Consider the following 26,485-nt stretch of genomic DNA (forward strand, 5'->3'; position numbering starts at 1 on the left):
GACCCCGATGTTCAGGATCGCGCACCTCTCCGACCTCCATTTCGGCGCCGCCGACCCCGCCCAGATTGAGGGCCTCGAGGCGACCCTCCACGAGGCGGAGGTCAGCCATGTGGTCGTCACAGGCGACCTGACCCAGTCCGGTTTCGCGAAGGAGTTCCGCGAGGCAGCCGAGTGGTTCGAGCGCCTGCCGATGCCGGTGGCTGCGATCCCCGGCAATCACGACGTGCCTGTCTACAACCTTATCAGGCGGTTCTTTGCTCCATGGTCGAGCTTTGAAGGGATCATCGGGCGTGAGCGCGAGACATTGGAGAGCCATGAGGGATTTGTTTTTGCGGGGCTGAACAGCGCCCGGCGCGCGAGGCCCTCGCTTGACTGGTCGACGGGGAAGCTGACCTCTTCGCAGCTCAAGAGCGTCGGCGATGCCTTCGAAGACGAAGAGCGTGTACGGATCACCGGCTTTCACCATCCGCTCCGAGGCTTTGACGATGGCGGGAGCGCGGGGAATGCCGTTATTCCTAATACAGAGGATACGCTTGCCTGCATGGCCGCTGCGAAGGTCGATGTCGTCATGAACGGTCATGTCCACAAGGCGCGGGTGAGCGTCGTGGAGCATGAGGGCTGGTCGTTTGTCCTGAGCCAAGCGGGCACGGCCATTTCGACACGCCTGCGCGGCGAGGCGGCTAGCTTCAACATCCTTGCCCACGCAGGGCATGGAGAACTGGCGGTGGAGGTCTGGCGCTGGATGGAAGGGCGGTTTGGCGAGGAGCGGCGCGAAGAGTTCGTTCAGTCTTCTGATGGTTGGAGTGCCGTGCGATGAGCCCCCATCTCGTCCTGATCAATGAAGCCTCGGGCCGCGCCAGCGAAGAGGGCGCTGATGTGATCGCGGAGCGTCTGGAGCCTATCCTCGAGGAGTATGGAGGCGGCTCATTCAACGTGGCTGAGGTCCCTGAACTCATCGAGGCTGCAAAGAGTTTCGAGGGTCGCTCGATCATCACAGTGGGCGGTGATGGCACGATCGCGGCCATCGCGAGTGCGCTTTATCAGCGAGAGGATCAGCCGACCCTGATCCCGCTTCCCTATGGGACGGCGAACCTCGTGCCGCGCGATATTGGGATGCCGCTCGATCCAACTGAGGCGCTGGCGCGGTCGCTCGAGGCGGGGACGCGGAAGATCGACTTTGTCGAGGCGAACGGGCGGGCGCTTCTGCATAGTGCTGCCTTTGGCGCCTTCGCGGAGATTGCCGAGGGGCGCGAGGATTTGCGCAGTGCACCGACCTTTGACGATGCGCTCGGCGCCTCACTGTCCATGTGGGAGCAGTTCATTGACACGCACGCCACACCCTACCGGCTCAACATTGACGGTGAGGAAAGGGTGGTCGAGAGCAGTGCGCTCTTCGTGGCCAATGGAGCCATCAGCGGCGGCGAGGGTATTCTTCCGCAGAGGAACTTTCTCGATCGCGGCGAGATCGTTCTCTACATCTCCAAGGGCCGGGGGGTGCTCGGGCTGCTCCAGCATATAGCCGAGGCCATCACAGGGCGGTGGGATGATAGCGAGGAATTCGAGCGGATCACGGCGCAGCAGGTGATCGTGTCGGAGGCTGACGAGGAGTTGCACTACACGATCGACGGGGAGCCGGGGCGGGGTGAGAAGGCACTGAAATTCACGATGCACGCCTGCTCCCTGACCGTGCCGGACCTGCGCGAAGCTCAGGACTGACAAGGGCCGGAGGCCGGGTCTGGCCACGGCGGGCCGGAGCGGCTACCTCGCGGGAAAGAGGAACCAACGAGGATCATCGCCATGCCCCGCACGCTTGCCTTCCTGCGCCACGGACAGTCGCAGTGGAATCTCGAGAACCGCTTTACCGGCTGGGTGGACGTCAACCTGACCGAGAAGGGCGAGGCCGAGGCGAAGAAGTCTGGGCAGCTCCTGAAAGAAGCGGGCGTGGCGTTTGATGGCTGTTTCACATCGGTTCAGACGCGGGCGATCCGCACCCTGAATTTTGCGCTCGAAGAGATGGGTGAGAGCTGGCTGCCGGTGATCAAGGACTGGCGCCTGAACGAGCGGCACTATGGCGGCCTCACGGGCCTTAACAAGCAAGAGACGCGCGATAAGCATGGCGACGAGCAGGTCCACATCTGGCGCCGCAGCTATGACACGCCGCCGCCGGTCCTCGAGGACAGCTCGGAGTTTCCGTCGCTCAACGACCGCCGCTACCGCGGCATTGATGTTCCGAAGACGGAGAGCCTGAAGCTGTGTCTCGACCGGGTGGAGCCCTATTGGAACGAAGCTATTGCTCCCGCCGTGCGGCAGGGACAGAGCTTTATCATCGCAGCGCATGGCAATTCGCTCCGTGCACTGGTGAAGCTGCTGTTTGACGTCAGCGACGACGAGATCACGCAGGTCGAAATCCCGACGGGCAACCCGCTGCTGATCGAGCTCGATGACAATCTCAAGCCGACCTCTGCGCGCTATCTCGACGAAGAGCGCGCGACTGAGCTGCCCAGCGGCTTTTGATGGAAGCCCCGCAGCTTCCTGACGAGGGGCTTCTCCATGAGGAGGAGGTCCGTATCAGGAGCTTTTCCCTTAAGCTCCGTATCTGGGGTGACCGGTCGAAGCCTCTCGTGATCCTGCAGCATGGCGGCAAGGACCACGGGCGGAGCTGGGACTGGACGGTGGCGCGGCTGCTGGATCACTACTGCGTTGCTGTGCCTGACCTGCGCGGGCATGGCGATAGCGATTGGTCCCCCTCGCGGGGCTATGACACGATGGACTATGTCACCGACATGGCCTTCGTGGTGGAGCATCTGAAGGGGATGGGGTTCGCTCCGCCGTTTCATTTTGTCGGACATTCCTTGGGCGGGAACATCGTCCTGCATCATGCTGCAGCGCAGCCGGGGCTGGTCCGTTCACTGACGGCTATCGAGGGGCTCGGCTTTTCGCAGTCGAGCCTTGATGATCGGATGAAGACGCCAACCCACGAGCGAATGGCGGAGTATCTGAAAGGCGTGACGGCTCTGGCCAGCAAGCAGGCGCGGCAGGTTGCGAGCGTCGATGTCGGTGCGCGACGGCTGCGCTCCATCCATCCCGATCTTCCCGAAGAGATGGTCCGGCACCTTGCGCGGCACAATATGCGCGAGGAGGGGGAGAGTTTCGTCTGGAAGCCGGACCCGCTTCTCGGAGTCTGGCCGCCACGGCCAATTCCGCCTGCTGAGTACATGCCCGTCTACGCGTCGATCGGGGCACCGATACTGGTCATGTATGGAGATAAGAGCTGGGCGACGAACCCGGCTGAGGACGGGCGGATGGATCAGCTACCAGGAGCTGAGCTCATCTCTTTCGAAGATGCAGGTCACTGGTTGCATCACGACCGGTTTGAGGATTTCATCGGCCATCTGCGCCGTTTCCTGGAGGCCCACCCATGAGTTCAGTCCGCGCTGCAAAGATCAAGTTGGTGATCGCCGTGATCCTTGACGTTGCCGACTTTGTCATCGGCAGGGTCATTGGCTTTGGGACGCTGTTCGACGCCGTCCTGACGGCGGCAGGGGTCGCCATGTTCGGCTGGAAGGGCTTCGTCCAGGCCTTCGAAATGGTCGATGTGACCGACCAGATCGACGGCTTCATCCCCACCCTGACCCTCCTCGCGCTGGCTGAGCTGCGCGAGGCGAAGGCCAGGGAGAAGAAGGCCGGCGGCGAGGCCTGAAGGCTTGCCTACTCCGCCGGCGCTGCGGCTTCCCCTTCGTGTTTGCCGATCCTGAGCGTGGCGGTCTTGCCGAAGGCCACGCGGTTGACGGCCAGCGCGAAGGCCAGCGTTGCGAAGAACGTGATCGCCATGAAGTGGATGAAGTGCATCGTGACGATGCCCTCTGGCGACAGGTAGAAGGTGTAGAGGCCATAGAAGGCCACGCCGAACACCACGCCCGCCATCGCTGCGCGGTAGTCCACATTGTTGAACATCAGGGCAAGGACGAATGCCGAGAGAACCGGCATGGACCCGAGGCCGTAAAGCTCCTGCAGGAGATTGATGAGGCTCTCGGCGTTCTGGAACACTGGGACGAGAGCGAGGGCTGCGAAGGTCATGATCAGTGAGAAGATCGTCGCAACCCGCGGGACGTTCGCGTTCGGCTGGAAGTAGCGCTGGTGGATGTCGACGACATAGAGGGCTGCCACGGAGTTCAGGAGCGAGTTGAACGTGGTCAATACGGCGGCTGCCATCATCGCTGCGAACGCGCCTGAAAGGTAGCCGGGCAGGATGTCGCCGACGAGGGTGCCGAAGGCTGCATCATTGATATCGCCGTAGAGCTTGAAGGCGACGACGCCTGGCACCACGACGATGACCGGGACAATCAGCAGGCGGATGCCTGCTGCTGCGAGGATGCCCTTTTGCGCTTCGCGTACGGTCGGAGCTGCCATGGCGCGCTGCGTAATCGTTTGATTGGTCGACCAATAATAGATCTGGATCAGGATCATCCCTGTGAAAAGCGTGTGCCACGGAATGGGCGAGCCATCAGCACCGATCATGGAAAGCCGCTCCATCGGAACGTCTGTGACGATGTCGAAGTCCACAGCCTTGAGCGACAGGAACACGACGAGCAGCGCAAGGGTCAGGAGGCCCACGCCGCTGAACGTGTCGGAGACCGCGACGGCCCGAAGGCCGCCAAGTATGGCATACGCTGCGCCGAGCGTTGCAAAGAAGAAGGCGATGACCATGAGGGGGATATCCACCTTGAACATGGTTTGCATGAAGAGAGACCCGCCATAGAGCGCGGCAGGGAGGAAGATCAGCAGGCTGCCTGCCATGAAGATGATGGAGATGAGCGCACGGATGTGCGGGTTGTTGTAGCGCCGCTCCAGAAGCTCCGTCGTCGTCGTACAATTGTTCCGGTAGTAGACGGGAATGAAGACGAAGGCGAGGATGAAGAGGCCCGCGACCGCCGCCAGCTCCCACCATGCCAAGAGCAGCATCTGGTTGCCGTTCATGCCGACAAGCTGGTCCGTCGAAAGGTTCGTCAGGGTGATGGACCCGGCGACGAAGAACCAGGGCAGGCCGTTCCCTGCGAGAAAATAGTCGTGGGCGGAGTTCTTGTCCTCGGCATTGCCGCGCGCCCTGCCGCCGCTGCACTGCCACCAGGTGAGGCCGCCGATGAGAGCTGTCAGCCCGAAAAACACACCGATCTGGATCGGATCGAGGGCAAATCCTTCAACTTCCAACGTTTCTCTCCTGCCGCGCGGCTTGACTGCCGCTTTTTGCCGTTGAGGCTATTTTCATTTTCGAACCTCGTATAATAGGAAACCGAACATTCGCACAAGAAAGGCTGGGCGCCTGATGTGCAGAAAGGCGGTAAGACATGGGCGCGTCAGCCCTTTTCTCCCTCGAGGCGCAGGGCAGCCAGCTGGTCATCAGTGCCGCCACTGGAGAGGTTCCGCGGATTCTACACTGGGGCGCGAGCCTTGGAAGCACCGATCTCAACGAGCTTGAGGTCCTGGGCTTCAGGCAGGTGGTGCATGGCGGTCCGGGCCGGAGCGTTGAGCCGTCGCTGGCCCATGAAGCAGGGCAGGGAACGGGCTTTCCTCCTGGCCTGACGCTGCATCGTGGCGGTGACGACTGGGCGTTCCTCCTGAAGACCGTGTCGGTGGAACAGCGGGATGGTGCTCTGATCGTCTCGACGGAAGACGAGCGCCGGACCCTTCGCCATCGGGCCACGTTTTCGATTGCGGAGAAGACTGGCGTTCTCTCGGTTGCGGTCGAGCTTGAAAATCTTGGTGCCGAAGAGCTGATGCTCGATCAGTGTGCAACGCTGACGATGCCGCTTGATGGGCAGATGAACAGCGCTTTGAGTTTTGGTGGCCGTTGGTCCGGGGAGTTCCAGACCGAAGAGATCGATCTCTACCGTGGGAGCTTCGTCCGCGAGAACCGAGCCGGGCGGACGAGCCACGAGAACTTCCCGGCGTTCATTGCGAAAACCTCTTCCACCGATGAAACGTCTGGCGCCTGCGCGGCCTTTCATCTGGCCTGGAGCGGTAACAGCCGTATGCGGATTGACCGGCAGCCAGACGGGCGGACCTATGCCCAACTGGGCGAGCTACTCTTCCCCGGCGAGATGGTCTTGAAGCCCGGTGAGCGCTACGAGGCGCCTTCGGTGGTGGCGGTTTGGTCGGGTGAGGGGCTTGGGGCCTTGAGCCATGCGATGCAGCGCCATCTCAGGAGCGAGATCCTTGATCCGCGTGCGTCGGAGAAGGTGCGTCCGGTTCACTACAACACTTGGGAAGCGGTCTATTTCGACCATTCGCCTGAGCAGCTGCTGGCGCTGGCCGAGAGCGCTGCCGAGGTTGGTGCTGAACGCTTTGTTCTCGATGATGGCTGGTTCGGATCGCGGCGGAATGATCAGGCTGGTCTTGGTGACTGGTGGATCTCGGAAGAGGTGTACACGGATGGCCTGACCGCTATTGCCGACAGGGTGCGTGACCTGGGGATGGAATTCGGGATCTGGTTCGAGCCGGAAATGGTCAATCCAGACAGTGACTTGTATCGATTGCATCCAGACTGGGTTCTGACCGCTCGCGATGTTGAGGACGTGCCTTTCCGGAACCAGTTGACGCTTGACCTTTCAAAGCGCGAGGTGTCGGACTATCTCTTCACGGCGATCGAGAAGATCGTCCGGGAGCTGAGCGTTAGCTATATCAAGTGGGACATGAACCGGGACACGCACCATCCGGGTCATGACGGCGGCAGGGCTTCCATGCACCGCCAGACGAGGGCGCTCTATGCGCTGATTGACCGGCTGCGGGAGGCTCATCCCGATCTTGAGATTGAGAGTTGTTCGTCTGGTGGGGCGCGTACGGATTATGCGATCCTGAAACGCACCGACCGGCTTTGGACTTCGGACAACAACGATGCGCTGGAGCGGCAGCAAATCCAGCGTGGTGCGAGCCACTTCTTTCCGCTTCGGGTGCTTGGCAGCCATGTGGGGCCTAAGGTCTGTCATATCACTGGCCGAACCCTGCAGATGGAGCTGCGTGTCGCGACGGCGATTTTTGGGCATATGGGAATGGAGGTCGATCTTCGTACTGAAGAACGGCAGGATCTTGAGGTCCTGAAGGCGGGGATTGCGCTCTACAAGGAGCATCGCGGGCTCCTCCATGCGGGGCGGCAGCACAGGCTGGAGACTGACCCCTGGTACATCGCGCAGGCTGTGGTGTCGGAGGACAAGGGTGAGGCGCTTGTTTCATCGGTGAAGATGGAGCGTGATCCGTTCACTCACCCGCAGCGCTTGAGAGTCGCGGGGCTTGACCCTGACAGACGCTACCGCACGCGGATTGTCTGGCCACAGAGCAGCCTTTCGCTGACGTCGCCATCGGTGGTGGAGGCGGGGGACCTATTGGGTGAGGGTTCGGTTTTTCAGGGTGCGGCCTTGATGAATTTTGGTATCCAGCTTCCTGCGAACTTTCCGCAGACGGCTGTGATCTATCACCTTTCCGCGGTCAGTGACGGGGAGGCATAGTCATGGCTCAGAACGACATCATTGCTGAGGTGGGCGGACAGTCCGTGTTCCGCCGTCATCACATCAAGGCGGATGGGCGCGACCTCAGGCTTTATGGGTACAGCGCGCATGAGCTTCCCGTGGTTGCCGAGATGGATGATGACGTCGCGAAGGGTGGCGAGCTGCGCTGGCATCCGTTCCGGCGCGAGTGGAATGTCTACGCTGCGCATCGCCAGAACCGGACGTTCAAACCCAGCGCCGCTGACGATCCCCTCGCGCCGACGAAGCCAGGAGGGGCGGCCACGGAGATCCCGTTCGAGGATTTCGAGGTCGCCGTTTTCGGCAACAAGTTCACCAGCCTTCACCCCGAAGCGCCTGCTCCCACGACCCCTCCGTCTACGGAGACGGACCGGGCGTTCGGCGCATGTGATGTCGTGGTCTATACCGCGGATCAGACAGGCGATCTTCATTCGGTAGGGCAGGACCGCCGGCGACTTTTGCTGGCAGCGTGGGTGGATCGGTACGAGGCGCTGTTCAGCGAAGGCTGCCGGTTCGTCATGCCCTTCGAAAGCCGTGGCGAGGAAGTTGGCGTGACGCTTCACCATCCCCACGGACAGATCTACGCCTTCGGGAAGGTGCCCCATGTGCACCAGCTGATGGCGGAGGCGTATGCTGATGGCTTCTCTCTAGAGACGTCGCTTCCTACGTGGTCGGACTATGTGGTTGCTGAGGCGGGAAACGTCGCAGCCTTCTGCCCGCCCTTCGCCCGGTTTCCTTATGAGACCTGGGTCACAAGCCGCCGGCGTGTTGCTGGGCCGTGGGACTTCTCCGAGGAGGAGGCGGACGGGTTCGCAGCCCTGCTCGGCGACATGACACGCCGCTACGATACGTTCTTCGGACGGGACACGGCCTATATGCTGACCCTTCATGCGAGCCCGGTGGGCTCAGAGGACAGCTTCCACTTCACAGCGCAGTTTTATCCCATCCTGCGGGCCCCGGGCCGGGTCAAGTTCCTGGCGTCGGTGGAGCAGGGGACGGGCGTCTTCACCGTCGACGTCATGCCGGAAACCGCTGCACGTACACTGAGAGACCAATGAGCATCACTTCGTTCTTTCAACAGAGCTTCGGCGTTCTACCGGACATCGCGGTCAGGAACCCCGGTCGGGTCAACCTGATCGGTGAGCATTTGGACTATAATGGCGGCGCGGTTCTTCCCTTTGCCCTGAACAAGGGGATCGATCTTGCCCTCCGCCGGATCGACGCAGAGAAAGTCCGCATACGGTCTGATCGGTTCGAGACGCCTGCGGTCTTCGGGCATGGGGAGCGGCCTGAAGGTGGATGGGCGCGGTACGCCTATTTCTCCGCTGAGCTCGCGCGGGAGCTTGGCTGGTGGGAAGGCGGGCTCGAGATCGCGATCATGTCGGACCTTGATCATGGATCGGGGCTTTCTTCATCCGCTGCGCTTTGCGTTGCGACCCTCCGTGCCCTGCGGGATCAGGCTGGTCGCAGCGAAAGCGATGTCGATATCGCTCGGCTAGCGCGGCGTGTGGAGAATGAGCTGATCGGCATGCCCTGCGGGATCATGGACCAGATGGCTGTCGCCGTGCCGCGGCCGGGGCAGGCCCTGTTCCTCGACACGCGCAGCCTTGAGTTCGAGACCATCCCTCTCCCCAAGAGCCACCGCTTCATCACGATCCATACCGGCGTTTACCGCGAACTGGCCGATGGTCGGTACAAGGAGCGGAAAGAGGAGTGCGACGTCGCCAAAGCCTTCTTCGGGACGGACGACCTCTGCCACCTGGAGCTTGAAAAGGTGAAGGCCGCCGAGGGGCTTAGCGATGCCGTCCGTCGACGTACGGTCCACTGCATCACGGAACACAAGCGGGTCGTGGACGCCGCAGCGGCGATGTCTTCAGCGGACATGACAACCTTTGGTACTTTGATGAACGAGAGCCACGCATCCATGCGGGATGATTTCGAGATGTCCGTGCCCGGAGTCGATGCCGTTGTCGAAACCTGCTGGAAGGCTGGCGCATTGGGCGCCCGCCTGACGGGCGGCGGTTTCGGCGGATGCGTTGTGGCTCTGGTCGAGCCGGACAAAGCGGAGGCTTTGGTGGCCGAAGTCCTCAGCCAGCAGTCAGCGGCGTTCGTGGTCGATGGTGGAGTGAGCGCATGACAACCGATCAAGATACTGACCTTCAGCTCTCGGATCGCCAAAGCGCGATCAAGCAGCTTGTCGAGAAGACCGGGTTTGCGACGGTCGCCGAGCTTGCCAGCCTCTATTCGGTGACGACCCAGACGATCCGGCGCGACGTCAATGCGCTTTGCGACGCCGGGCATCTCGCGAGATTCCACGGCGGGGTTGGCCTGCCCAGCAGCATTGAGAACGAGGACTATACCGATCGGCGGGCCTCGTTTTCAGATGCGAAGGAGAAGATCGGCGCTCTCGTGGCGGAGATTGTCCCCAACCGCGCGTCACTGTTCCTGAACATCGGCACGACCACTGAAGCTGTCGCAGCGGCGCTTCAGGATCATCGCCAGCTCTCCGTCGTGACGAATAGCCTCCACGTGGCCGGGACGTTGTCGGATCAGGACGGTTTCGAAGTGATGGTCGCAGGTGGCCGCGTCAGAACCGGGGATGGTGGCATCGTCGGCGAGGCGGCGATCGAGTTTCTCCAAGGGTTCCGGCTTGATTTCGGGATCATCGGGATCAGCGGCATCGACCGGGATGGTGCGCTCCTGGACTTTGACTATCGCGAAGTCCGTGCGGCTCAGGCGATCATCGAGAATGCGCGCCAGGTCATCCTCGTCGCTGACCACAACAAGTTCGGTCGTGCGGCGATGGCGAAGGTTGGTGGTCTCGACTTGGTCGATATTCTCGTCACCGACTGCCCGCCGCCTGACGAGTTCCTGCCCGCCCTGAGAGAGGCGGGCGTGCGGGTGGTCCATCCATGACGGGTTCTGCTGCCTTCTCCCACTTGATTTTCACGTCCGATCTGCGATGTTCGCAAGTGAACATCGAGGTGCAAAATGCGGACGGTTGACCTTCTTGTCGTAGGTGGCGGCATCAACGGTGTCGGCATCGCCAGGGACGCGGCGGGCCGCGGGCTTTCTGTTCTTCTTTGCGAAAAAGATGATCTCGCCAGCCATACATCGTCGTGGAGCACGAAGCTGATCCACGGGGGTCTGCGCTATCTTGAACATCGTGAGTTCAGGCTGGTGCGCGAGTCGCTGATCGAGCGCGAGGTGCTGCTGAACGCTGCGCCGCATCTGATCTCTCCGCTGCGCTTCATCCTCCCGCATCACAAGGGTTTGCGCCCAGGCTGGATGCTTCGCTTTGGGTTATTCCTCTACGATAACATCGGGGGCAGGCGGGCCCTGCCGGGGACAGTCCGCCGCGATCTGAAGCAGTCGGTTTATGGCGAGCCTTTGGACCCGGAGTTCGAGTTCGGTTTCGAATATACCGATTGCCGGACCGATGACTCGCGGCTTGTCGTCCTCAATGCGATCGATGCCCGCGAGCGTGGCGCCGAGATCCGCACACGGACCCGTTGCATTGGCGCCCGTCGCGATGGCGAACTGTGGCACGTCAGTATGCGCAACGCTGCTGGCGAGGAGGAGACCGTCGCAGCCAAGACGCTGGTCAACGCGGCGGGACCCTGGGTGACGAGCCTGTTCGATGATGTTGAGGATGTCGCTCCAAGGAAGAAGCTGCGCCTCGTCAAGGGCAGCCATATCATCACGAAAGCTCTCTACGCGCATGATCGTGCCTATATCTTTCAGAACACTGACGGCCGGATCGTCTTTGCGATCCCTTATGTCAACGGGACGACCCTGATCGGGACGACAGACGAGCCCTATGAGGGCGATCCTGCGAGCGCTGAGATTTCGGAGGAGGAGACGAATTATCTCCTTGATTCAGTGAGCGAATATATGCGGAAGCCCGTGACGCGCGATCAAGTGATCGGGTCATTCTCCGGCGTCAGGCCACTTTACGACGAGCTCGACAATGCCGAGGCTTCGGCGGTGACGCGAGACTATGCGTTCGATATCGACAGTGAGAACGGTGCACCATTCCTCTCCATCTATGGCGGTAAGCTGACGACCTACCGGAAGCTTGCTGAGCATGCGGTGGACAAGCTGGTGCCCTGGCTTCCGTCTGCTGACGACAAGGCATGGACCCGCTCGGAGAGCCTGCCGGGCGGCGAGGCTGATTTTGCCGCATGGCCGGCAGCGCGGGCAAGCTTGCGCGAGCGGTTCGGTTTCCTGCCCGAGGCGGTCTTCGAACGGATGGTCTCGGCCTATGGCGACCGGCTCCCGGCCGTCCTCGGCGACGCGTCCAGTCTCGAAGAGCTCGGCCGTGATTTCGGACACGGGCTGTTTGAGAATGAACTTCGCTACCTGATTCGCGAGGAATGGGCGCTTTCAGCTGACGATGTCCTCTGGCGGCGAAGCAAGCTTGGGCAGATCATGTCTGCTGAACAGATCGAAGCCGTTGGCCAGTTTATTCGTTCTGAAACAGGCGATTACACCGTAGCCGCCTAAGGCACAGCAATCCTCCCCACTACCTGTTTTGCTCGCCAGCTGCAGAACGACGAATATTTTCGTTTACGAGCAGGAAATGTTCGAATACGAGTATTTACCATACCGAGCTTGAAAGCGGCGTTTGGGTTTTCCTGAACACAGACCGTGGCTCGGCGTGGATTACGGAGGAAACCATGAAACGAACGACCGCACTGCTTCTCGGTGCAGCCATCGCCCCAGTCTTCTCAAACATCGCTGTCGCGCAGGACGACGTGGACACCATTGTCGTCCGCGGCATCCGCAGCAGCCTCGAAGCCTCGCGTGAGGTCAAAAGGAACGCGTCTGTCGTCGTCGATGCGGTGTCGGCTGAGGATGTTGGCAAGTTCCCTGACACCAACGTCGCCGAAGCGCTGCAGCGCATCACCGGCGTCGCCATCGACCGTTCAGGCGGTGAGGGTCAGTTCATCACCGTTCGCGGTCTCGGGCCGGAGTTCAACACTGTTCTGGTCAACGGCCGGACCATCGCAACCGATAATCCGGGCCGCGAGTTTTCCTTCGATGTTCTGTCATCGGACATTATCTCTCGTGCAGAAGTCTTCAAGACTTCGTCGTCGGACAAGCAATCAGGTGGGATCGGCTCGCTCGTCAACATCGTGACGGCTCGTCCGTTTGATCGTCCTGCAGGACCCAGCCTGACCCTCGGCGTCTCGGGTACCTATGATACGCTCCGCGAGGAGACAGGGCCGGAGTTCACTGGCGTGGCATCGTGGTCCAACTCCGACAAGTCCCTCGGTATTCTGGTGGGCGCATCCTATTCGGACCGTAAGGTTCAGGTGGACAGTTCGTTCACGAACGGTTTCGCTGATCGCTCGGGCAACCCTGCGATCTTCGCTGACGAGGGGTCTTCCGGGCTCCAGGCATCGGACATTGGCGGCCTGCCTGACGGCGCACGCCTCCAGCAGCAGGTGGTCCATAGCCGCGACATTCAGGACCGTGAGCGCCTGACGATCAACAGTGCCGCTCAGGCCAAGCTCAGCGACACGCTCGAGCTGACGATCGATGGTCTCTACACGGAGTTCGACATTCAGTCGACGCAGACGCAGTTCTCCGGCTTCTTCAGCCCGCCATTCATCGACCCGATTCTTGATGAGAACGGAACAGTCGTCTCGTTCAGCCGTCCGGGGCAGGACTTCGCCATGCGCAACCCCGACATTGCGGGTCTCGTGGGGCTGTCCCAGAACGACAATGTTCTGACAGCGGATAATCGTCTTGCCGAGACTTACCAGTTCGGCGTGAATCTCGAATGGGAAGTCACCGACAGGCTGACTGTCGACTTTGACGTTTCGACCTCGAACGCCACCCGTGACGCGACGAACCCGTTCGTGGTGATCGGTGCCCTGGCGCCAACGTCGCCGCTGATCCAGCTGCCCAATGATGATGGCATCTCGACGATCACCAATCTCTCGGGTCTCACGGACGCATCGATCCAGCGCCTGCACTTCGTGAACGTCCAGCGTCTCGCCGTAGAAGACGAGGTCTTCGAAGCCCGTGTCGATGGCATCTGGGACGTTGACCGTGGTCCGCTGAAATCCATCGGTGCAGGTGCTCTGCGTACCGATCGTGAGAAGGCACAGGACTTCTTCGACAACTTCTCGCCAACCCAGGGCGCAGCGGTTTTCTGTGCCTATTGCGGGTACAATGTCGACGCACCTGATGAGATCCTGTCGGTCTACTCGTTCGACGGCTTCCTTGATGGCGTGTCGGGTTCGGGCGACGTTCCGGGTCAGATCCTCAACTTCACGTTTGCTGATGCCTTTGCTGCGCTTAACTCAGATGCAGCGATCATGGATCCGAACCGCAACAGCCTGACGGGTGCTGATCGTGCGGCCAGCGATGCAGACCTCATTGCGCGGAGGAATGCGGCGGGCGACTCGATCTTCGGCTTCTATGAGCCAGCCTTCAACCCAGGCGCCAGCTTTGCGGTCGAGGAAGAGATCACCTCGTTCTATATCAACTCGGAGTGGGAAGGGGACCTTGATGGTCTTCCGTGGGCTGCCAATATCGGCTTCCGCATCGCCCAGACCGATGTCGTCTCGAGCGGCTTTGACCAGCCTGTCATCGAGTTCCGCGAGAGTGACGGCGACACCCAGCTCAGCCCGGTCTTCGGTGCAACGACGCCTGTGTCGGTAGAGAACGACTACATCAACTTCCTTCCGTCCGTGAACCTCTCGATCGATCCGACGGACGATACGAAGCTGCGCTTCGCCTACACCGAGACGGTGACCCGGCCGACGCTGACGTCGCTTGGCGTCAACAACTCCTTCGGTGGCCGATCGAACGCGCCGACATCGACGGGCGGTAACCCGTTCCTCGAAGCCTTCGAGGCGCAGAACATCGACATCTCCTACGAGTGGTACTTCGACGAAGTCGGGTTCTTCGGCGTCGCGATGTTCCACAAGGAGTTCGAGCAATTCCTCGAAGTCGCCACCGTGGCCATCCCGCGCGAGGTTGTCTTCCCGGCAGGGAACGGCGGACGCACCGCGGATGAGACCCTTGTCGTTGACTTCCAGGACACGCGGACCCGCAACGCGGAAAGTGGCCGGATCTCCGGTGTCGAAGTCGCCCTTCAGAAGGCGTTCGTCGAGCTGCCTGCGCCGTTCGACGGCCTCGGTGCTGCCGCGAACTACACCTACGTGACGAGCGACATCGATCGTGACCAGACGTCGGCTGCCGCGGACTGCGACTACAACGGTCTGTCGCCGCATTCGTTCAACGTCAGCGGCTTCTACGAGAAGAACGGCATCCAGGCACGCGTCGCCTACAACTACCGCGACGAGTTCCTGTTCCAGTGCCGCTCGAACTTCGAAGAGCCGCGCGAGCGTGAGGAGTTCGGCCAGCTCGACTTCTCAGCAGCCTACGACATCACCGACCAGTTCCAGGTCTATGTCGAAGGCATCAACGTCCTGGGCGCGGATACGAGAGACTTCTCGCGCTTCCAGAACCGGTTCCTGACCTACTCGGATACAGGATCCCGCTACACGGTTGGTCTGCGCGCGCAGTTCTAACCGTCCTCCCTACGGGTTCCTCCCTGAAGGCGGGTGCGTTCTGGCGCGCCCGCCTTTTTCTGATGGGTTTGGCGAGAGGCGAGGAGGATCGAAAAGTCTGGAAAACAGGCGCGAAAAATATCCATGATCCGCTTGACGGTGCCTCTCCCTATGTCTAATCCCGGCTCTCGCTCCGACATATGGAGCATGCGCGGGTGTAGCTCAGTTGGTTAGAGTGCCGGCCTGTCACGCCGGAGGTCGCGGGTTCGAGCCCCGTCACTCGCGCCACTTTCCAGGATCTGGAAAGTGTCCAAGTATCTGAAATTCCATTGAATTTTGATCGTGACGTTTGTAGCCCTAGCGGGGTTCCCGCTGTTTGCACCACATTTTGCACCACAAAATGCAAACCGGTCGCACTACAAAATCGATGAACCGATCATTACCCGGAACGAAATTTCTCAAATCCCGCGGTGGGGTCTAGCACTATGTGCGGAGGGTCCCCAAACGCTATCGGGCTTTCGATGACCGGCGCCTGATCCAGATATCCTTGCGCACGCCGTCCTTAGAAATCGCCAAGATGAGGCGGGACGCCCGAGCCGAAGCCGACCAGCAATTCTGGTCCTCGATGGACCTCGCTGCCGCGAGCGCGGCCGGGGATAGGAAAGCCGCTCAGGCTGCTGTCAGCTTGCGGTATCAGTCCGCTGTCGCTCGTTCGATGGCTCTTGGTTTCACCTACCTACCGGCGGAGGCGGTTGCGGCGCTTCCAGTCGAGGACATCATCGCACGCATTGACGCCTCGGTACCTAACGGCGTTCCGAGACCTTCGACTGCTGAAGCGCTGCTCGGATCGGCACCTGACCCATCTGAAGCTATCACCGTCAGCGAAGCCTTTGAGGTCTACGTTGAGAAGATCGCCTTCGATGATCAGTTCAACAAGTCGGACGCTCAGCGGCGCTCATGGGAGAAGACAAAGCGCACGTCGATCGGTTATTTCATCGAGCGGGTCGGGGACGTGCCACTCGGCTCCATCACGCGTGAGCTGGCGACAGAGTATCGGGACTGGTGGCAGGACCGATTGCGGCCCAAAGATCCGGCGACGAAGCCTGTGACGCCGAACACGGCGAACCGGCACATCGGCAATATCCGTTCACTCTACCTGCGTTACCACAAGTATGTCGGAAAGCCGGACATCGTTGATCCGTTCAAGGGCTTTTTCTTCGCCGGGAAATCGGAGGTGAAGCGGGCAGCCTTCTCCGACGATTGGGTGCGGGACCGAATCCTCAAGCCCGGCCTGTTCGATAGTCTGAACGTCGAACTGAGAACAATTTTCTTTCTACTGATCGAAACTGGTGCGCGGCTAAGCGAAATCGTCAGTCTGCAGGCAGATGATATCCGATTGGACTGCGAGGTTCCCCATATCCTCATCCGGCCCGAACAGAACCGGGAGCTGAAGACCAGCGACTCAAGAAGAGAAATTCCGCTTGTCGGTGTCGCGGAGCGGGCGATCACATCGTGTTCTCACGGCTTCCCAAGGTATTATGATCGATCGACGCTCGTCTCCGCGAATTTGATGAAAGCGTTCAAGACGCGCAAACTCCTGCCCACAAAAGACCACGTCCTCTACTCCTTCCGGCATGCCTTCGAGGACCGCATGCTCGAAGGGGGCCTCGACTACGGGCTGCGCTGTGCACTCATGGGCCACAAGAACAACCGGCCCGAATATGGCTCCGGCGGATCGCTTGCCTATCGTCGCGCGGAGCTCCTCAAGATCGCGCATCCCTTCGATCCGGCAATTTTCCGGGCGGAAGTCGACGCTCAGTCGTCGGTTGAGAGCCCCTGAGATATCGATCCAGGCGATTTGAACGCTGATTGGCTACGTCGAGCTCGTCTTCGAGCCGATCGACGATCACCCAATAGGGGGACGTGAGAGGGGACTCTGCTGCATCGATCAGAAGCGCGAGCTTATCGAGCGCGTCTAGGATCGAAATATGTTGCTGCGAAAAACGTTGGACCACGTTGTTCGTGCGGCAAGCGTTGAAGGCTCTCCGACCCTAATGAAAAGCCTGTCGGCGCTGAAAGGGCTACGGATGTCCCCCCGCTCAGGGCTTCATTGTTCGAAGACCAAATATTTTTGTGGCTTTGATCAAGGGGCCGGGTCACTTCCCCCGAGGATTAGGGCCCGGACAACCGGTTGGGCTCCACCTCTAGCGCGGGCTAATCAGACGCGTGCGATGTACTTCTCATCCGCATGCGCGGACAAACCGATTTTATCATCGAACGCGGATATTGCGTTTTTATCCGTGATCGCGTATATCGAGTGGTGGAGGAACACCATGCCGATACGCGATCCACAACAGCTCGGCGCAGCGCTTCAACGGGAGCGAAAGCGGCAGGGCCTGACCCAGACCCAGCTCGCCGAGAAAGCCGGACTGCGCCAGCAGACGATTTCAGCCGTCGAGGGCGGCAAGCCGCGCTCCGAGCTTCAGGTCATCTTTGACATCATGACCGCCCTTGGCCTTGAGATGGCGCTCAGCCCGCGGGACGGGAAGACCACGCCGAGCCTTGAGGAATTGTTCTGATGGGCCGGAAACGCAAATCCGGCGTGCTCACCGTCGCGCTGAACGGACGCGTTGTGGGCAGGCTTGCGCGCGCCGCCGATGGCGCAACGCGCTTCGACTACGCCCAGGAGTGGCTCGATTGGGAGTATGCGATCCCGGTCTCGCGCTCCATGCCGCTCGTGGATCGGCCCTTTACCGGCCTCGCTATGAGGGCGGTCTTCGACAATTTGCTTCCCGACGATGATCGCATCCGGGCACGGATCGCGGCAAGAGTAGGCGCGGACGGGACCGATGCCTTCTCGATGCTCGCCGCGCTTGGCCGCGATTGCGTCGGCGCGCTTCAGTTCCTGCCCGAAGACATGCCGCCCGCGCCGCCGGGCCCGCCGGAAGGCGAGCCCATAACCGCAGAAGGGATCACCGAGCGCATTCGCTCGCTCAGTGTCGCGCCGCTGGGCATGCGTGGCGGCGATGATGCGTTCCGCATTTCCCTTGCGGGCGCGCAGAACAAAACCGCGCTTCTTTATCATGAAGGCAAGTGGATGGTGCCGACCGGCACCACCCCGACCACCCATATCCTGAAGCCCCAGATAGGGATGGTCCAAACCCCCGATGGTGAGGTGGACCTCACCGACAGCGTGCAGAACGAGCACCTCTCCATGGCGCTTTGCCGTGCCTTTGGGCTGGACGTGGCCTCGACCGAAATCCTGGAGCTTGAGGACGATCTTCGCGTCCTCAGCATTGAGCGGTTTGATCGCCGCCTCGACAGCAAAGGCCGTCTCTTGCGGCTTCCCCAGGAAGATATGTGCCAGGCGCTCGGCATCCTGCCGACCGGCAAGTATGAAAGCGATGGCGGCCCCGGCATCGAAGCCTGCCTTGACCTCCTGAAATCGAGCGATCAACCGGACGCCGACCGGCGGGCGTTCATAAAGGCGCAGATCGTGTTCTGGCTGATCGGCGCGACCGACGGCCACGCCAAGAATTTTTCCTTGTTTCTTGAACCGCAAGGGCGCTCCAGGCTGACGCCGCTCTACGACATTCTATCGACCCAGTGGCAGCATGACCGCCGCCAAATAGCGCGCAACGCGTTCCGGCTTGCGATGGCGATCGGCGACAAGCGACGGTACAAGGTGACAGAAATTGCGCCGCGCCATTTTGAGCAGACGGCGAAGCTTGCAGGCTTCCCGATCGACGCACTGCACGCGGTGATGGGCGAGGTCGTGAGCGAGCTTCCACGGGCCTCGGAAGCCCTGACAGCTCAACGGGATGCCCGCGTACCAGCCGCCATGGCAGAGGCTATCGTGGCCGCCGCAACGACGAGAGCCCAGCAGATCGAAGCGTATTTGAATGGCTGAATCAGTCACCGGAGGGTCGTCTTTCGAAAGCCCCGCTCATGCTCGGACACCGCGCTGTTGGTGAGGATCACCGAGAGCGGAAACGGGCGATGCTCGCCCGAGGCGGTGAGCATGTTGAGTTCGGTATGGAGCGGCGCGCGGAGAAGCCGGTACCCCTGCGCCTCGTACCTCTTCATGGCATAGTGGCGTTCCTCGGGCGAGGTGTTTGCCTTGGTGCCAAGGTAGGCGATGACCAGCATCAGGCTGATCATCGCGCCGGCCAGGAAGCGGATCACCTGGCCGAACATGCGAAGGGTGTGGAGGGTGACCTGCCCGCCCCGTAGGAAGGTCTTGAGGGGTCCGTTGGCGTTCGCTGTCATCAGCTGATCCTCCCGTTACGGAGGATCGAAGCCTCCTGCCGGAGCCTCGTCTTGACGATCTCGATGGCGTCATCGAGTTCTCCCGACCGGTCCGACCTTCGGAACAACTGCTCCATGCCGGCCCGGATCACCAGGAGATCATCGGCGAGCTTTTCCGGGGGCAGGGGGTCTTTCGAGAGGGCCAGCTGAACGAGCTTCTTCGCCATCTGGTTGGGAGCGATGCCGTGGGCTTTGGCGGCCTCTTCGAGGGCAAAGCAGTCCCTTTTAGGGAGCCAGAACTGGAAGCGGGTACACTCGGTCATCGGGTCACCGCCTTTCCGAAACAGGCGCTGGAAGGAGCGCCCTGAAAACACTCACAAGAACGTTGTCTGCATTGGCTGCGCGGATCGGAGACACTCCGTATCCGGCGGAAGCCGCGCATACTCTCCGCCAGCGGACCATCTAGATACAGTGCGCCGAAGCAGCTCGGTTTGGCGGACTTGGCTTCCAACCCAGACGCTGACTGGCTTTGCCGCCCCAAGGCACCCTGTGCGTTGTGTGTGATCAGGCCAGGGCGGCCCCCTGGCCGTTCTCCGCCCCCACGCCCGATTGTCTTTCCGGGGGTCGCGGTCTCCTCTCTACGGGATGGGCCACGCCCTTCTCGCGCGAGCTGCAGGGAGTCCTTCTGTAGCCCGCGAAGGACATCGTCTCGCTGTTTAGGTTGGCCTTGAAGCAGCCCGAAGGACATGCCCATGCCTCGCACCAAAGACCCTGTCGCCGAACTTGAAGCCCACCGGAAGAAGGAAGCAGCGTTCAAGGACAAAGCGAAGCTCTTGGAAGAGCAAGCCGCTGCCCATCTCGGCCGTAAGCTGATGGATCGTGGGATCCACACCATGGACTCGAAGGAGATAGACATTGTCCTCGACCGTCTCGCCGAACTTGGACCCGAAGAGACTCTGCGGCGTTTGTCGGTGGCGAAGGCGAAAGTAGCTCCGACTCCGTTGAGGAAGACGGAAGGCAAAGAGGCGAAAAACAGGTCGGTGCGTCGCTCATGCGCTGACCTCCCCGTTCTTCATGCGCTGCCATTTGGCGAGGGAGAGGCCGGTGACGGAGGAGGCGATGACGGTGAGGCTCGTCCGCTTCTCGCCGTTTTCGGTTTCCCCAGCGGTTCTGCTGAGGCCGTCCCTTGACCGCGATGAGGTCACTCTTGGAGAAGTGCTGCTCGGCGAAGCGTTGGTCAGAACCGTCGAAAACGGTGACGAGGATCCAAACCGTCTCTTTCGATACCGACTTGTTGTCCAGAAGGGCGAGGGAGAAACGCGCCAAGCGCTTCGAGCTATCGTCCCGAGAAAAGTTCAGGAGGGTTCACCGCCGAGGCGGCCGCTCATGTGGAAAGAATTCATGGGTGCGATCTCCGAGGTAGAGATCGGTCACCGGTCAAAAGCTTTTAAAGCCTATCGCGAAACGCAAGTCCTCACAAACACCCGAGGGGGGCCAGCCATTTTGCGTTTATACTCAAGCGCCAGATCATAGTGAGCCGCGGTGGGGTTCTCGCACCCATGCTCTCGCTCCTCTCCGCTCACATCCTTTCCCCCGCGAGGGCGGGGGACCGGTAAGCGCTGGAAACCGGAGGGGAGGAGACGGTCAGCACTTGAGATAAAACCGTACAAAGACCGAAACGCCGAACCTGTTTCGTAGGAGAACCGCGACAGCTAAGACGCTTCAGTCCCGAAACAGGTTGCGGACCGGCGGCCTCCGGTAGCCGAATCAGGCGTCCGGTCCCCCAAGGCCTCGAAGGGAAAAAATACCATCAGAAGCCGCGCCGGTTTGCGGCGCGTCCCTTGCAGGGCCACCCCCGGCCAAGCGCGAGGAATCCCGACCGGCCGGTGGTGACTGACGGCGTCCGGATCCGGGCGACGAGGTCGCCTAAAGCCCGGTTCCGCAGAGGGACGCGCGGCGCCCTATGACTTATTGGAGCCGTTGTTTCTTGACCAGATCGCGGTGGACCGGTCCATCCTTTGGGGGATCTTTGCAGGGACAGAAAAGGCTCATCACAACCTGAGATTATAAAATTTGCGATCCTCTCTATAGGTTCTTGCCTAGCGAGCGTATCGCCTGGCCCCATCACAAATAGTGCCGCATCAACGCTATCGAGCACATCACGTTTCCACCGCGCCATGCTGCCGACGACAATTGAGACAGCGGACTTTGAAGCTTCGACAAATCGGAAGTTGGTTACATCTTCCATACGAAACAATATCTTGGTGAGCGATTCACACTCCATCTGCTGGTGAGCTTTTTCCGGTATTTTTCTTGAAAGATCGATGCCAATCCCCAGTCTCTTGACGTCGGCAACATCTGAAAGATGGACAAGCTTGTCGTCTGTTCGGGATCGATGGTCGCGATCTCGGCATTGTTCAGAGAGCGACCCGAGAGGCCCTTACTCGGGACCAAGATCGTTCGGTCCGGACGTTTCACATTAACAGCATCGAGTGCCGATAGGGCGCAGTTCAGACCTTTACCCGTTCGAGGGCGGGATGTTGCGCTTTCGCGACATCGTCGCCACGAAATACATTGCATTGCATTTCGTGTATTGTTTCCTGTTCACGTTCGGGTAAGCAAGGCTCAGGCGGCGGCTCTGATCGGCGCGAACAAGAACGTTCCAGGGAGGATCCAATGAAGACTATTCAACGCAGCCTCATGCTGTCTGCCGCCGTTTGCGCAGTCGCATCGGGCAACGCCTTTGCTCAAGACAATGATGAGGACCGCGGTGACGAGATCATCGTGACGGGTGTTGCCCGCCCGACCACGCAGCTTGAATCGACCGCCTCGGTTACCTCGCTCTCGCCCGAACAGCTCGATCGCTCCGCGCCGCGCTCCACGGCCGAGGCATTCCGTGTCCTCCCCGGTATTCAGGTGGAGCCCTCGTCAGGTGACGCGAACACGAACCTCAAGGTTCGTGGCATGCCGATCAGCGCGGGCGGTTCGCGCTACGTTTCCTTCCAGGAGGATGGCTTCCCGACGCTTCTCGTCGGCGACATCGCCTTCGGTACCGCAGACAGCTTCCTCCGCTTTGACCGCACGGTCGGCAGCGTTCAGGCCATTCGCGGCGGCTCGGCTTCGACGGCTGCTCCGAACGCTCCGGGCGGTATCATCAACCTCATCTCCAAGACCGGTGAAGACCAGGGCGGCTCTGTCGCGGTCACCACGGGCCTGAACTACAATTCCGTACGCGGCGATTTCGAATACGGTATGCCGCTGAACGAGACGTGGTCAGCACACATTGGCGGCTTCGTTCGTACCGGTGAAGGCGTTCGCGAGGCTGCGGCCGGCACCGAAGAGGGCGGCCAGATCAAGGCAACCCTCGCAGGTGACTTCGACCGTGGCTCCATGAAGGTTCACTTCAAGCACCTCGACGACAAGGTCCCGACCTATCTCCCCATCCCGGCTCGCTATAACGGCAGCGGCTTTGAGGAAGTTGGCGTCGACTTTGGCGACGGCACGATTTTCTTCGACCCGACCGACTATGTGAACCGCGTCGACGGTGTTGAGGCGACCGATGGTGACGGCTTCGAAGCCCGCATGACCTCGATCGCATTTGTCGGTGAGTACGAGCTGACGGACCACCTTACGGCAAACTTCCGTCACCGGACGGCCAAGGTCGAAGGTAACTTCGCATCGCCGTTCCCGGCAGGTTCGTTCGACGATCCGCAAGCCGGTCCGTCCACGAACGTTGTGTACTTCAACACCCAGATCCGTGACTTCGACAACAGCTTCACCGAGGCGAGCCTGACCAAGGACCTCGACTTCATGCAGGTCACTGCTGGCGTGAACTTCGACAGCCAGGACATCAATACGAACTGGAACTTCAACCAGTACAATATCCGTCTTGATGGTGACCGTACGTTCTTTGACCAAGGCGACAGCGTTGGTGGTGCTCTGTTCGGCAACCCGGCTTTCGGCAACTGCTGTACCCGTTCATACGACTTCGAAGTTGATCTGGTTTCGCCATTCATCGCTCTGACCGGTGAGTTCGAGAACCTCTCCTGGGACCTGAGCTACCGCGACAACCAGTATGACGTGTCCGGCAGCTTCGCCGAGGCCGCCATTCAGGCACCGCAGGATATCAATGGTGACGGCACGATCGGCGCCAACGAGCAGGCGGTGAACAACTTCGGCGCACCGCGTCTTGCGAACTACGAAGTTGACTTCGACGCATGGTCGGCTGGTGTGAACTATCAGTTCACACCGGATATCGCAGTCTTCGCCAACATCGCTGAGGGCGGCTCGCTAAGCTCACCGGACCGCGTGACAGGCAATATCGCTGCGAATGGCACGATCCAGAACGACAGCGCCTACAGCCTCGTCGAGCAGTGGGAGATGGGCTTTAAGTACTCGACCCGCGACCTCTCGTTCTTCGTCACCTATTTCAACGCTGATACGACCGAAGCGCGCGAGTTCGAGGTGACGACCCAGCAGTTCCGCGAGAACGCCTATGAGGCTTCAGGCTTCGAAGTCGAAGGTCACTACAAGCACCCGACCGGCTTCGGTCTCCGCGCCACCGCAACCCTGCAAGACGCAGAGATCGTCGAGACGGGCTCTGGTGCCAATGTCGGGAACAAGCCGCGTCGCCAGGCTGACTACGTCTTCAACGTCTCGCCTTACTTCGAGGCTGAGCGCTGGACGGTCGGCGCCAACGTTTTCGGAACGGACGAGGTGTTCATTCAGGATAACAATGACCTGAGCTTCGATGCCTACAACATCGTCAGCGTCTATGGCCGCTTCGACATCACTGAGAACATTTCGGTGTCGGCAGACGTGAACAACCTCTTCGACGAAGAAGGCTTCACCGAAGGCGAAGAGGGCTCGGCCGTTGCTGGCGACTTTGTGCGGATCCGTCCGATCAATGGCCGCAACGCAAGCCTGACGCTCAGCTATCGCTTCTGATCTCTCCCTGTTCAATCAGATGCGCCTCGGGCCGTTCCAGTCTTGGAGCGGCCCGTTTTTTTCGGCACAAACGGGGAGACATGAGTGAGCGAACGCCTCAATGGAGCTTGGATGAGCGGCAAACCGACCATGGCGGATCTCGCCCGTGCGGCGCAGGTGGACGCCTCGACCGTGTCGAGGGCGCTCGCCGATAGTCCGCGTGTGAAGCAAGCGACGAAGGATCATATCAAGGCCATCGCCGAGAAGATCGGGTATGAGATCAACATTTCGGCCAGCAACCTGCGGAAGCAGGCAACCAAGACAATCGGAGTCGTTGTCCCGATCGACCCCACCCGCGGGCAGACCATTTCCGACCCGTTCTACCTCGAGATGCTGGGCGCGGTGACGACGGCAGCGGCGGACCGGGACTACGATTTGCTTCTCACGGTGCCGAAAAGCGACGAGAAAGTCGCAGAGAAGAGGCTCCTTACCACTGGAAAGGTCGATGGGCTCATCATCATCGGCCAGGCGGGGCGAAAGGAACGCCTCAACGCGCTGGCGCAGTCCACGGACCGTATTGTCGTCTGGGGCGGGGCCCTGGAGGATGCCCGGTATACGATCGTTGGCAGTGACAATGTGGAGGGCGGACGGACGGCTGGCCGCCATCTTCTCTCGCTCGGTCGCAGGCGGATTCTCTTCATCGGCGATACATCGCTTCCCGAAGTCGCTTTGCGCTACGAAGGCTTCCAGTCGGCGATGGCGTCGCAAGGGGTTGAGCACGATCCGGACCTGATGCTGCCGCTCGGGTTCGGAGCGTCAACGACGGTGCGCGATGTGCTCAACCTCGTCGAGGACGGCCTCAAGTTCGACGCGATCTTCGCCGCCTCTGACGTGCTGGCCATTGCTGCCATGAGTGCGCTTCAGAAGGCGGGACGCGAGATCCCCGAGGATGTCGCCGTCGTTGGGTACGACAATGTCGGTCAGGCGGCAAACGCGCTTCCCTCGCTCTCCACCATCGACCAGAACATCGCTCTTGGCGGGGAGCTGCTCGTAGAACTCCTTCTACGGAAGATCAGGGGTGAGAAGGTCCGCTCTGAGCTGACGTCGACCGATCTTATTGTCAGGGCCTCGACGCTTTGACGCGCCCGCGGTTCAGGCGGCGGGCGCCGGCTTTTTGACGTTCTCAGGCTCGAGAGAAACCTTGCGGATATCGGCGAAGGTGAGTTGCAGCTCCGGTTCGGCCATTTCGGTGTACGGCGCTATCAGCGAAGCGCGCCTGCTGACGAAATCGACGTCTGAGAACTCGCCGCCGAACAGGTGCCTAATACCCGGCAATGTCGCGCCATCGGCTGCGTATGGCGTCCACGGACCATCGAAGCCCGGCGCCTGGTAAAGACGAAGCTCTTTCGAGACTTCCTCATCAGGTTGGTCTTCACTGACGCGGTTGCAGGTGGATGTCAGCATCAGGAGCGAGCCGTCGCGCGGATTGCGGTAGACTTTCGGAACCTCCGACTGCGTGTACTGAGAAACATCGGGCGGTACGATCGGATCATAGAGCTTGTCCATGACGTAGCCCTCATCGGTCAGTCTCACCCTCCCGGACGCCACCGCTGGCTCCGCAGGTCCGACCTTGCCCGCCCAATAGGCCCGCAGGGTGCCATCATCTTCAGGGACGAAGAACGGGTCACGCCAGGCGAGGATGGGGCCATCCTCTTCGCCCCCATCGGAGCCGAGCGTCGACCATGGGCCGAGATAATAGCCCGCCTTGCGGATCGCCTCATAGTCTCGCGACGGATCGGAGAGAACCACCGTATCGGCAAGGTCGGGCGTCGCCTCGGGCGAGGATGTCAGGAGGCAGATGGATTGATGAAAGCTGCGCCCGACCCCGGGCTTCGTGACACCCGTGAACCCAAAGAGAAGCTGATCGCCGTGCAGCAGCGCCGAGCCGCTCCAGATATTATGCTCGGTGGGTGATCCAGGTCGTTCGTCAGGACACAGATAGGCACCGCAATCCCGCCAGCTCTCACCGCCGTCCCCGGACGAGAAATGGCGCACGTGGAACGGATAGTCGTTCCGGTCGGCGGGGGTGATGGCCTGCCCGCAGCTGTTGGTCCTGGCGAGAGCCAGGCAGAAGAGGTGGAGGGTGCTCTCATCCGTGTACGTCCATGCATCCCAGAGCCACAGATCGGGATGTCGGATGCCATGGCGAAAGACCTGAGGGGAGGCCAGCGGGACAGCAACGGTGTGAGAACGAGAATTCATCCG

21 protein-coding genes and 1 tRNA gene are annotated in these 26,485 nt (G+C 60.8%); 18 read left to right on the forward strand and 4 right to left on the reverse strand.

Features of this window, described 5'->3' with window-relative positions:
- Positions 1-7 precede the first annotated feature (7 nt).
- The 5 genes from HK107_RS07720 to HK107_RS07740 all read left to right on the forward strand — a co-directional run bounded on the left by HK107_RS07720 (position 8) and on the right by HK107_RS07740 (position 3,700).
- Positions 8-817 carry a metallophosphoesterase family protein gene (locus HK107_RS07720; RefSeq protein WP_173198251.1) on the forward strand — a complete coding sequence of 270 codons (810 nt, stop codon included), beginning with the start codon at positions 8-10 and terminating at the stop codon, positions 815-817.
- The gene (locus HK107_RS07725; RefSeq protein ID WP_173198253.1) at positions 814-1,716 is read left to right on the forward strand and encodes a diacylglycerol/lipid kinase family protein; all 903 of its coding nucleotides are present in this window, start codon (positions 814-816) and stop codon (positions 1,714-1,716) included. The genes HK107_RS07720 and HK107_RS07725 overlap by 4 nt, the downstream gene beginning before the upstream one ends.
- An 81-nt stretch (positions 1,717-1,797) precedes the next feature.
- Positions 1,798-2,514, forward strand: coding sequence for a 2,3-diphosphoglycerate-dependent phosphoglycerate mutase (gene gpmA / locus HK107_RS07730; RefSeq protein ID WP_173198255.1), 717 nt, complete (start codon positions 1,798-1,800; stop codon positions 2,512-2,514).
- Positions 2,514-3,422, forward strand: coding sequence for an alpha/beta fold hydrolase (locus tag HK107_RS07735; protein ID WP_173198257.1), 909 nt, complete (start codon positions 2,514-2,516; stop codon positions 3,420-3,422). The genes gpmA and HK107_RS07735 overlap by 1 nt, the downstream gene beginning before the upstream one ends.
- On the forward strand, positions 3,419-3,700 hold the full coding sequence (locus HK107_RS07740) for a hypothetical protein (protein WP_173198259.1): 282 nt from the start codon (positions 3,419-3,421) through the stop codon (positions 3,698-3,700). Before HK107_RS07735 ends, HK107_RS07740 begins: the two co-directional genes overlap by 4 nt.
- A gap of 8 nt (positions 3,701-3,708) precedes the next feature.
- Here the strand turns inward: HK107_RS07740 and HK107_RS07745 are convergent, their stop codons facing one another.
- Complete coding sequence (locus HK107_RS07745) at positions 3,709-5,208, reverse strand: SLC5 family protein (protein WP_173198261.1); 1,500 nt, start codon at positions 5,206-5,208, stop codon at positions 3,709-3,711.
- A gap of 137 nt (positions 5,209-5,345) precedes the next feature.
- Between HK107_RS07745 and HK107_RS07750 the strand changes: the two genes are divergently transcribed.
- The 10 genes from HK107_RS07750 (at position 5,346) to HK107_RS07795 (ending at position 18,956) form a co-directional block, all read left to right on the forward strand.
- Positions 5,346-7,499, forward strand: a complete 2,154-nt coding sequence (locus HK107_RS07750) for an alpha-galactosidase (protein ID WP_173198263.1) — start codon at positions 5,346-5,348, stop codon at positions 7,497-7,499.
- Between the two features lie 2 nt (positions 7,500-7,501).
- Positions 7,502-8,575: a galactose-1-phosphate uridylyltransferase gene (locus HK107_RS07755; protein WP_173198265.1), complete on the forward strand. Its 1,074-nt coding sequence runs from the start codon at positions 7,502-7,504 to the stop codon at positions 8,573-8,575.
- Positions 8,572-9,654, forward strand: a complete 1,083-nt coding sequence (gene galK, locus HK107_RS07760) for a galactokinase (protein WP_173198267.1) — start codon at positions 8,572-8,574, stop codon at positions 9,652-9,654. The genes HK107_RS07755 and galK overlap by 4 nt, the downstream gene beginning before the upstream one ends.
- Entirely contained in the window at positions 9,651-10,433 is a 783-nt protein-coding gene (locus HK107_RS07765) for a DeoR/GlpR family DNA-binding transcription regulator (protein WP_173198269.1), read from the forward strand. Before galK ends, HK107_RS07765 begins: the two co-directional genes overlap by 4 nt.
- 75 nt (positions 10,434-10,508) lie before the next feature.
- Positions 10,509-12,023 (forward strand): glycerol-3-phosphate dehydrogenase, encoded by a 1,515-nt coding sequence (gene glpD / locus HK107_RS07770; protein WP_173198272.1) that lies wholly within the window; start codon positions 10,509-10,511, stop codon positions 12,021-12,023.
- A 173-nt stretch (positions 12,024-12,196) separates the two neighbouring features.
- Complete coding sequence (locus HK107_RS07775; RefSeq protein ID WP_173198274.1) at positions 12,197-15,067, forward strand: TonB-dependent receptor; 2,871 nt, start codon at positions 12,197-12,199, stop codon at positions 15,065-15,067.
- 190 nt (positions 15,068-15,257) lie between these two features.
- Positions 15,258-15,334 (forward strand) — tRNA-Asp (locus HK107_RS07780).
- 289 nt (positions 15,335-15,623) lie between these two features.
- Entirely contained in the window at positions 15,624-16,886 is a 1,263-nt protein-coding gene (locus HK107_RS07785) for a tyrosine-type recombinase/integrase (RefSeq protein ID WP_198912331.1), read from the forward strand.
- A gap of 493 nt (positions 16,887-17,379) precedes the next feature.
- Positions 17,380-17,625, forward strand: coding sequence for a helix-turn-helix domain-containing protein (locus HK107_RS07790; RefSeq protein WP_173198276.1), 246 nt, complete (start codon positions 17,380-17,382; stop codon positions 17,623-17,625).
- On the forward strand, positions 17,625-18,956 hold the full coding sequence (locus tag HK107_RS07795; RefSeq protein ID WP_173198278.1) for a type II toxin-antitoxin system HipA family toxin: 1,332 nt from the start codon (positions 17,625-17,627) through the stop codon (positions 18,954-18,956). Before HK107_RS07790 ends, HK107_RS07795 begins: the two co-directional genes overlap by 1 nt.
- Before the next feature lie 5 nt (positions 18,957-18,961).
- Here the strand turns inward: HK107_RS07795 and HK107_RS07800 are convergent, their stop codons facing one another.
- Both HK107_RS07800 and HK107_RS07805 read right to left on the reverse strand, forming a co-directional pair.
- Positions 18,962-19,315 carry a hypothetical protein gene (locus HK107_RS07800; RefSeq protein WP_173198280.1) on the reverse strand — a complete coding sequence of 118 codons (354 nt, stop codon included), beginning with the start codon at positions 19,313-19,315 and terminating at the stop codon, positions 18,962-18,964.
- Entirely contained in the window at positions 19,315-19,617 is a 303-nt protein-coding gene (locus HK107_RS07805) for a hypothetical protein (protein WP_173198282.1), read from the reverse strand. Before HK107_RS07805 ends, HK107_RS07800 begins: the two co-directional genes overlap by 1 nt.
- A 429-nt stretch (positions 19,618-20,046) precedes the next feature.
- Here HK107_RS07805 and HK107_RS15685 point away from each other — a divergent pair, with 429 nt between their 5' ends.
- The 3 genes from HK107_RS15685 (at position 20,047) to HK107_RS07820 (ending at position 25,360) form a co-directional block, all read left to right on the forward strand.
- A complete protein-coding gene (locus tag HK107_RS15685; RefSeq protein WP_233061168.1) occupies positions 20,047-20,484 on the forward strand; it encodes a DUF6437 family protein in 438 nt (145 codons plus the stop codon).
- Between the two features lie 1,486 nt (positions 20,485-21,970).
- Positions 21,971-24,241: a TonB-dependent receptor domain-containing protein gene (locus tag HK107_RS07815; protein ID WP_173198286.1), complete on the forward strand. Its 2,271-nt coding sequence runs from the start codon at positions 21,971-21,973 to the stop codon at positions 24,239-24,241.
- A 111-nt stretch (positions 24,242-24,352) separates the two neighbouring features.
- Complete coding sequence (locus HK107_RS07820; protein ID WP_198912332.1) at positions 24,353-25,360, forward strand: LacI family DNA-binding transcriptional regulator; 1,008 nt, start codon at positions 24,353-24,355, stop codon at positions 25,358-25,360.
- Positions 25,361-25,372: 12 nt separating this feature from the next.
- Here HK107_RS07820 and HK107_RS07825 read toward each other — a convergent pair whose 3' ends face one another.
- Positions 25,373-26,482, reverse strand: coding sequence for a glycoside hydrolase family protein (locus HK107_RS07825; RefSeq protein ID WP_173198288.1), 1,110 nt, complete (start codon positions 26,480-26,482; stop codon positions 25,373-25,375).
- Positions 26,483-26,485 lie beyond the last annotated feature (3 nt).

The sequence above is a fragment of the Parvularcula mediterranea genome (genome assembly GCF_013085255.1).
GTDB lineage: Bacteria > Pseudomonadota > Alphaproteobacteria > Caulobacterales > Parvularculaceae > Parvularcula > Parvularcula mediterranea.

Excerpts from the sequence above, each read along its gene's own strand:
- HK107_RS07800 (WP_173198280.1), bottom strand. The coding sequence starts at position 19,315 with ATGACAGCGAACGCCAACGGACCCCTCAAGACCTTCCTACGGGGCGGG.
- HK107_RS07725 (WP_173198253.1), top strand. The coding sequence starts at position 814 with ATGAGCCCCCATCTCGTCCTGATCAATGAAGCCTCGGGCCGCGCCAGC.
- gpmA (WP_173198255.1), top strand. The coding sequence starts at position 1,798 with ATGCCCCGCACGCTTGCCTTCCTGCGCCACGGACAGTCGCAGTGGAAT.
- HK107_RS07775 (WP_173198274.1), top strand. The coding sequence starts at position 12,197 with ATGAAACGAACGACCGCACTGCTTCTCGGTGCAGCCATCGCCCCAGTC.
- HK107_RS07720 (WP_173198251.1), top strand. The coding sequence starts at position 8 with ATGTTCAGGATCGCGCACCTCTCCGACCTCCATTTCGGCGCCGCCGAC.
- HK107_RS07815 (WP_173198286.1), top strand. The coding sequence starts at position 21,971 with ATGAAGACTATTCAACGCAGCCTCATGCTGTCTGCCGCCGTTTGCGCA.
- HK107_RS07735 (WP_173198257.1), top strand. The coding sequence starts at position 2,514 with ATGGAAGCCCCGCAGCTTCCTGACGAGGGGCTTCTCCATGAGGAGGAG.
- HK107_RS07790 (WP_173198276.1), top strand. The coding sequence starts at position 17,380 with ATGCCGATACGCGATCCACAACAGCTCGGCGCAGCGCTTCAACGGGAG.
- HK107_RS07765 (WP_173198269.1), top strand. The coding sequence starts at position 9,651 with ATGACAACCGATCAAGATACTGACCTTCAGCTCTCGGATCGCCAAAGC.
- galK (WP_173198267.1), top strand. The coding sequence starts at position 8,572 with ATGAGCATCACTTCGTTCTTTCAACAGAGCTTCGGCGTTCTACCGGAC.
- HK107_RS07740 (WP_173198259.1), top strand. The coding sequence starts at position 3,419 with ATGAGTTCAGTCCGCGCTGCAAAGATCAAGTTGGTGATCGCCGTGATC.
- HK107_RS07785 (WP_198912331.1), top strand. The coding sequence starts at position 15,624 with ATGAGGCGGGACGCCCGAGCCGAAGCCGACCAGCAATTCTGGTCCTCG.
- glpD (WP_173198272.1), top strand. The coding sequence starts at position 10,509 with ATGCGGACGGTTGACCTTCTTGTCGTAGGTGGCGGCATCAACGGTGTC.
- HK107_RS07805 (WP_173198282.1), bottom strand. The coding sequence starts at position 19,617 with ATGACCGAGTGTACCCGCTTCCAGTTCTGGCTCCCTAAAAGGGACTGC.
- HK107_RS07825 (WP_173198288.1), bottom strand. The coding sequence starts at position 26,482 with ATGAATTCTCGTTCTCACACCGTTGCTGTCCCGCTGGCCTCCCCTCAG.
- HK107_RS15685 (WP_233061168.1), top strand. The coding sequence starts at position 20,047 with ATGCCTCGCACCAAAGACCCTGTCGCCGAACTTGAAGCCCACCGGAAG.
- HK107_RS07795 (WP_173198278.1), top strand. The coding sequence starts at position 17,625 with ATGGGCCGGAAACGCAAATCCGGCGTGCTCACCGTCGCGCTGAACGGA.
- HK107_RS07820 (WP_198912332.1), top strand. The coding sequence starts at position 24,353 with ATGAGCGGCAAACCGACCATGGCGGATCTCGCCCGTGCGGCGCAGGTG.
- HK107_RS07755 (WP_173198265.1), top strand. The coding sequence starts at position 7,502 with ATGGCTCAGAACGACATCATTGCTGAGGTGGGCGGACAGTCCGTGTTC.
- HK107_RS07750 (WP_173198263.1), top strand. The coding sequence starts at position 5,346 with ATGGGCGCGTCAGCCCTTTTCTCCCTCGAGGCGCAGGGCAGCCAGCTG.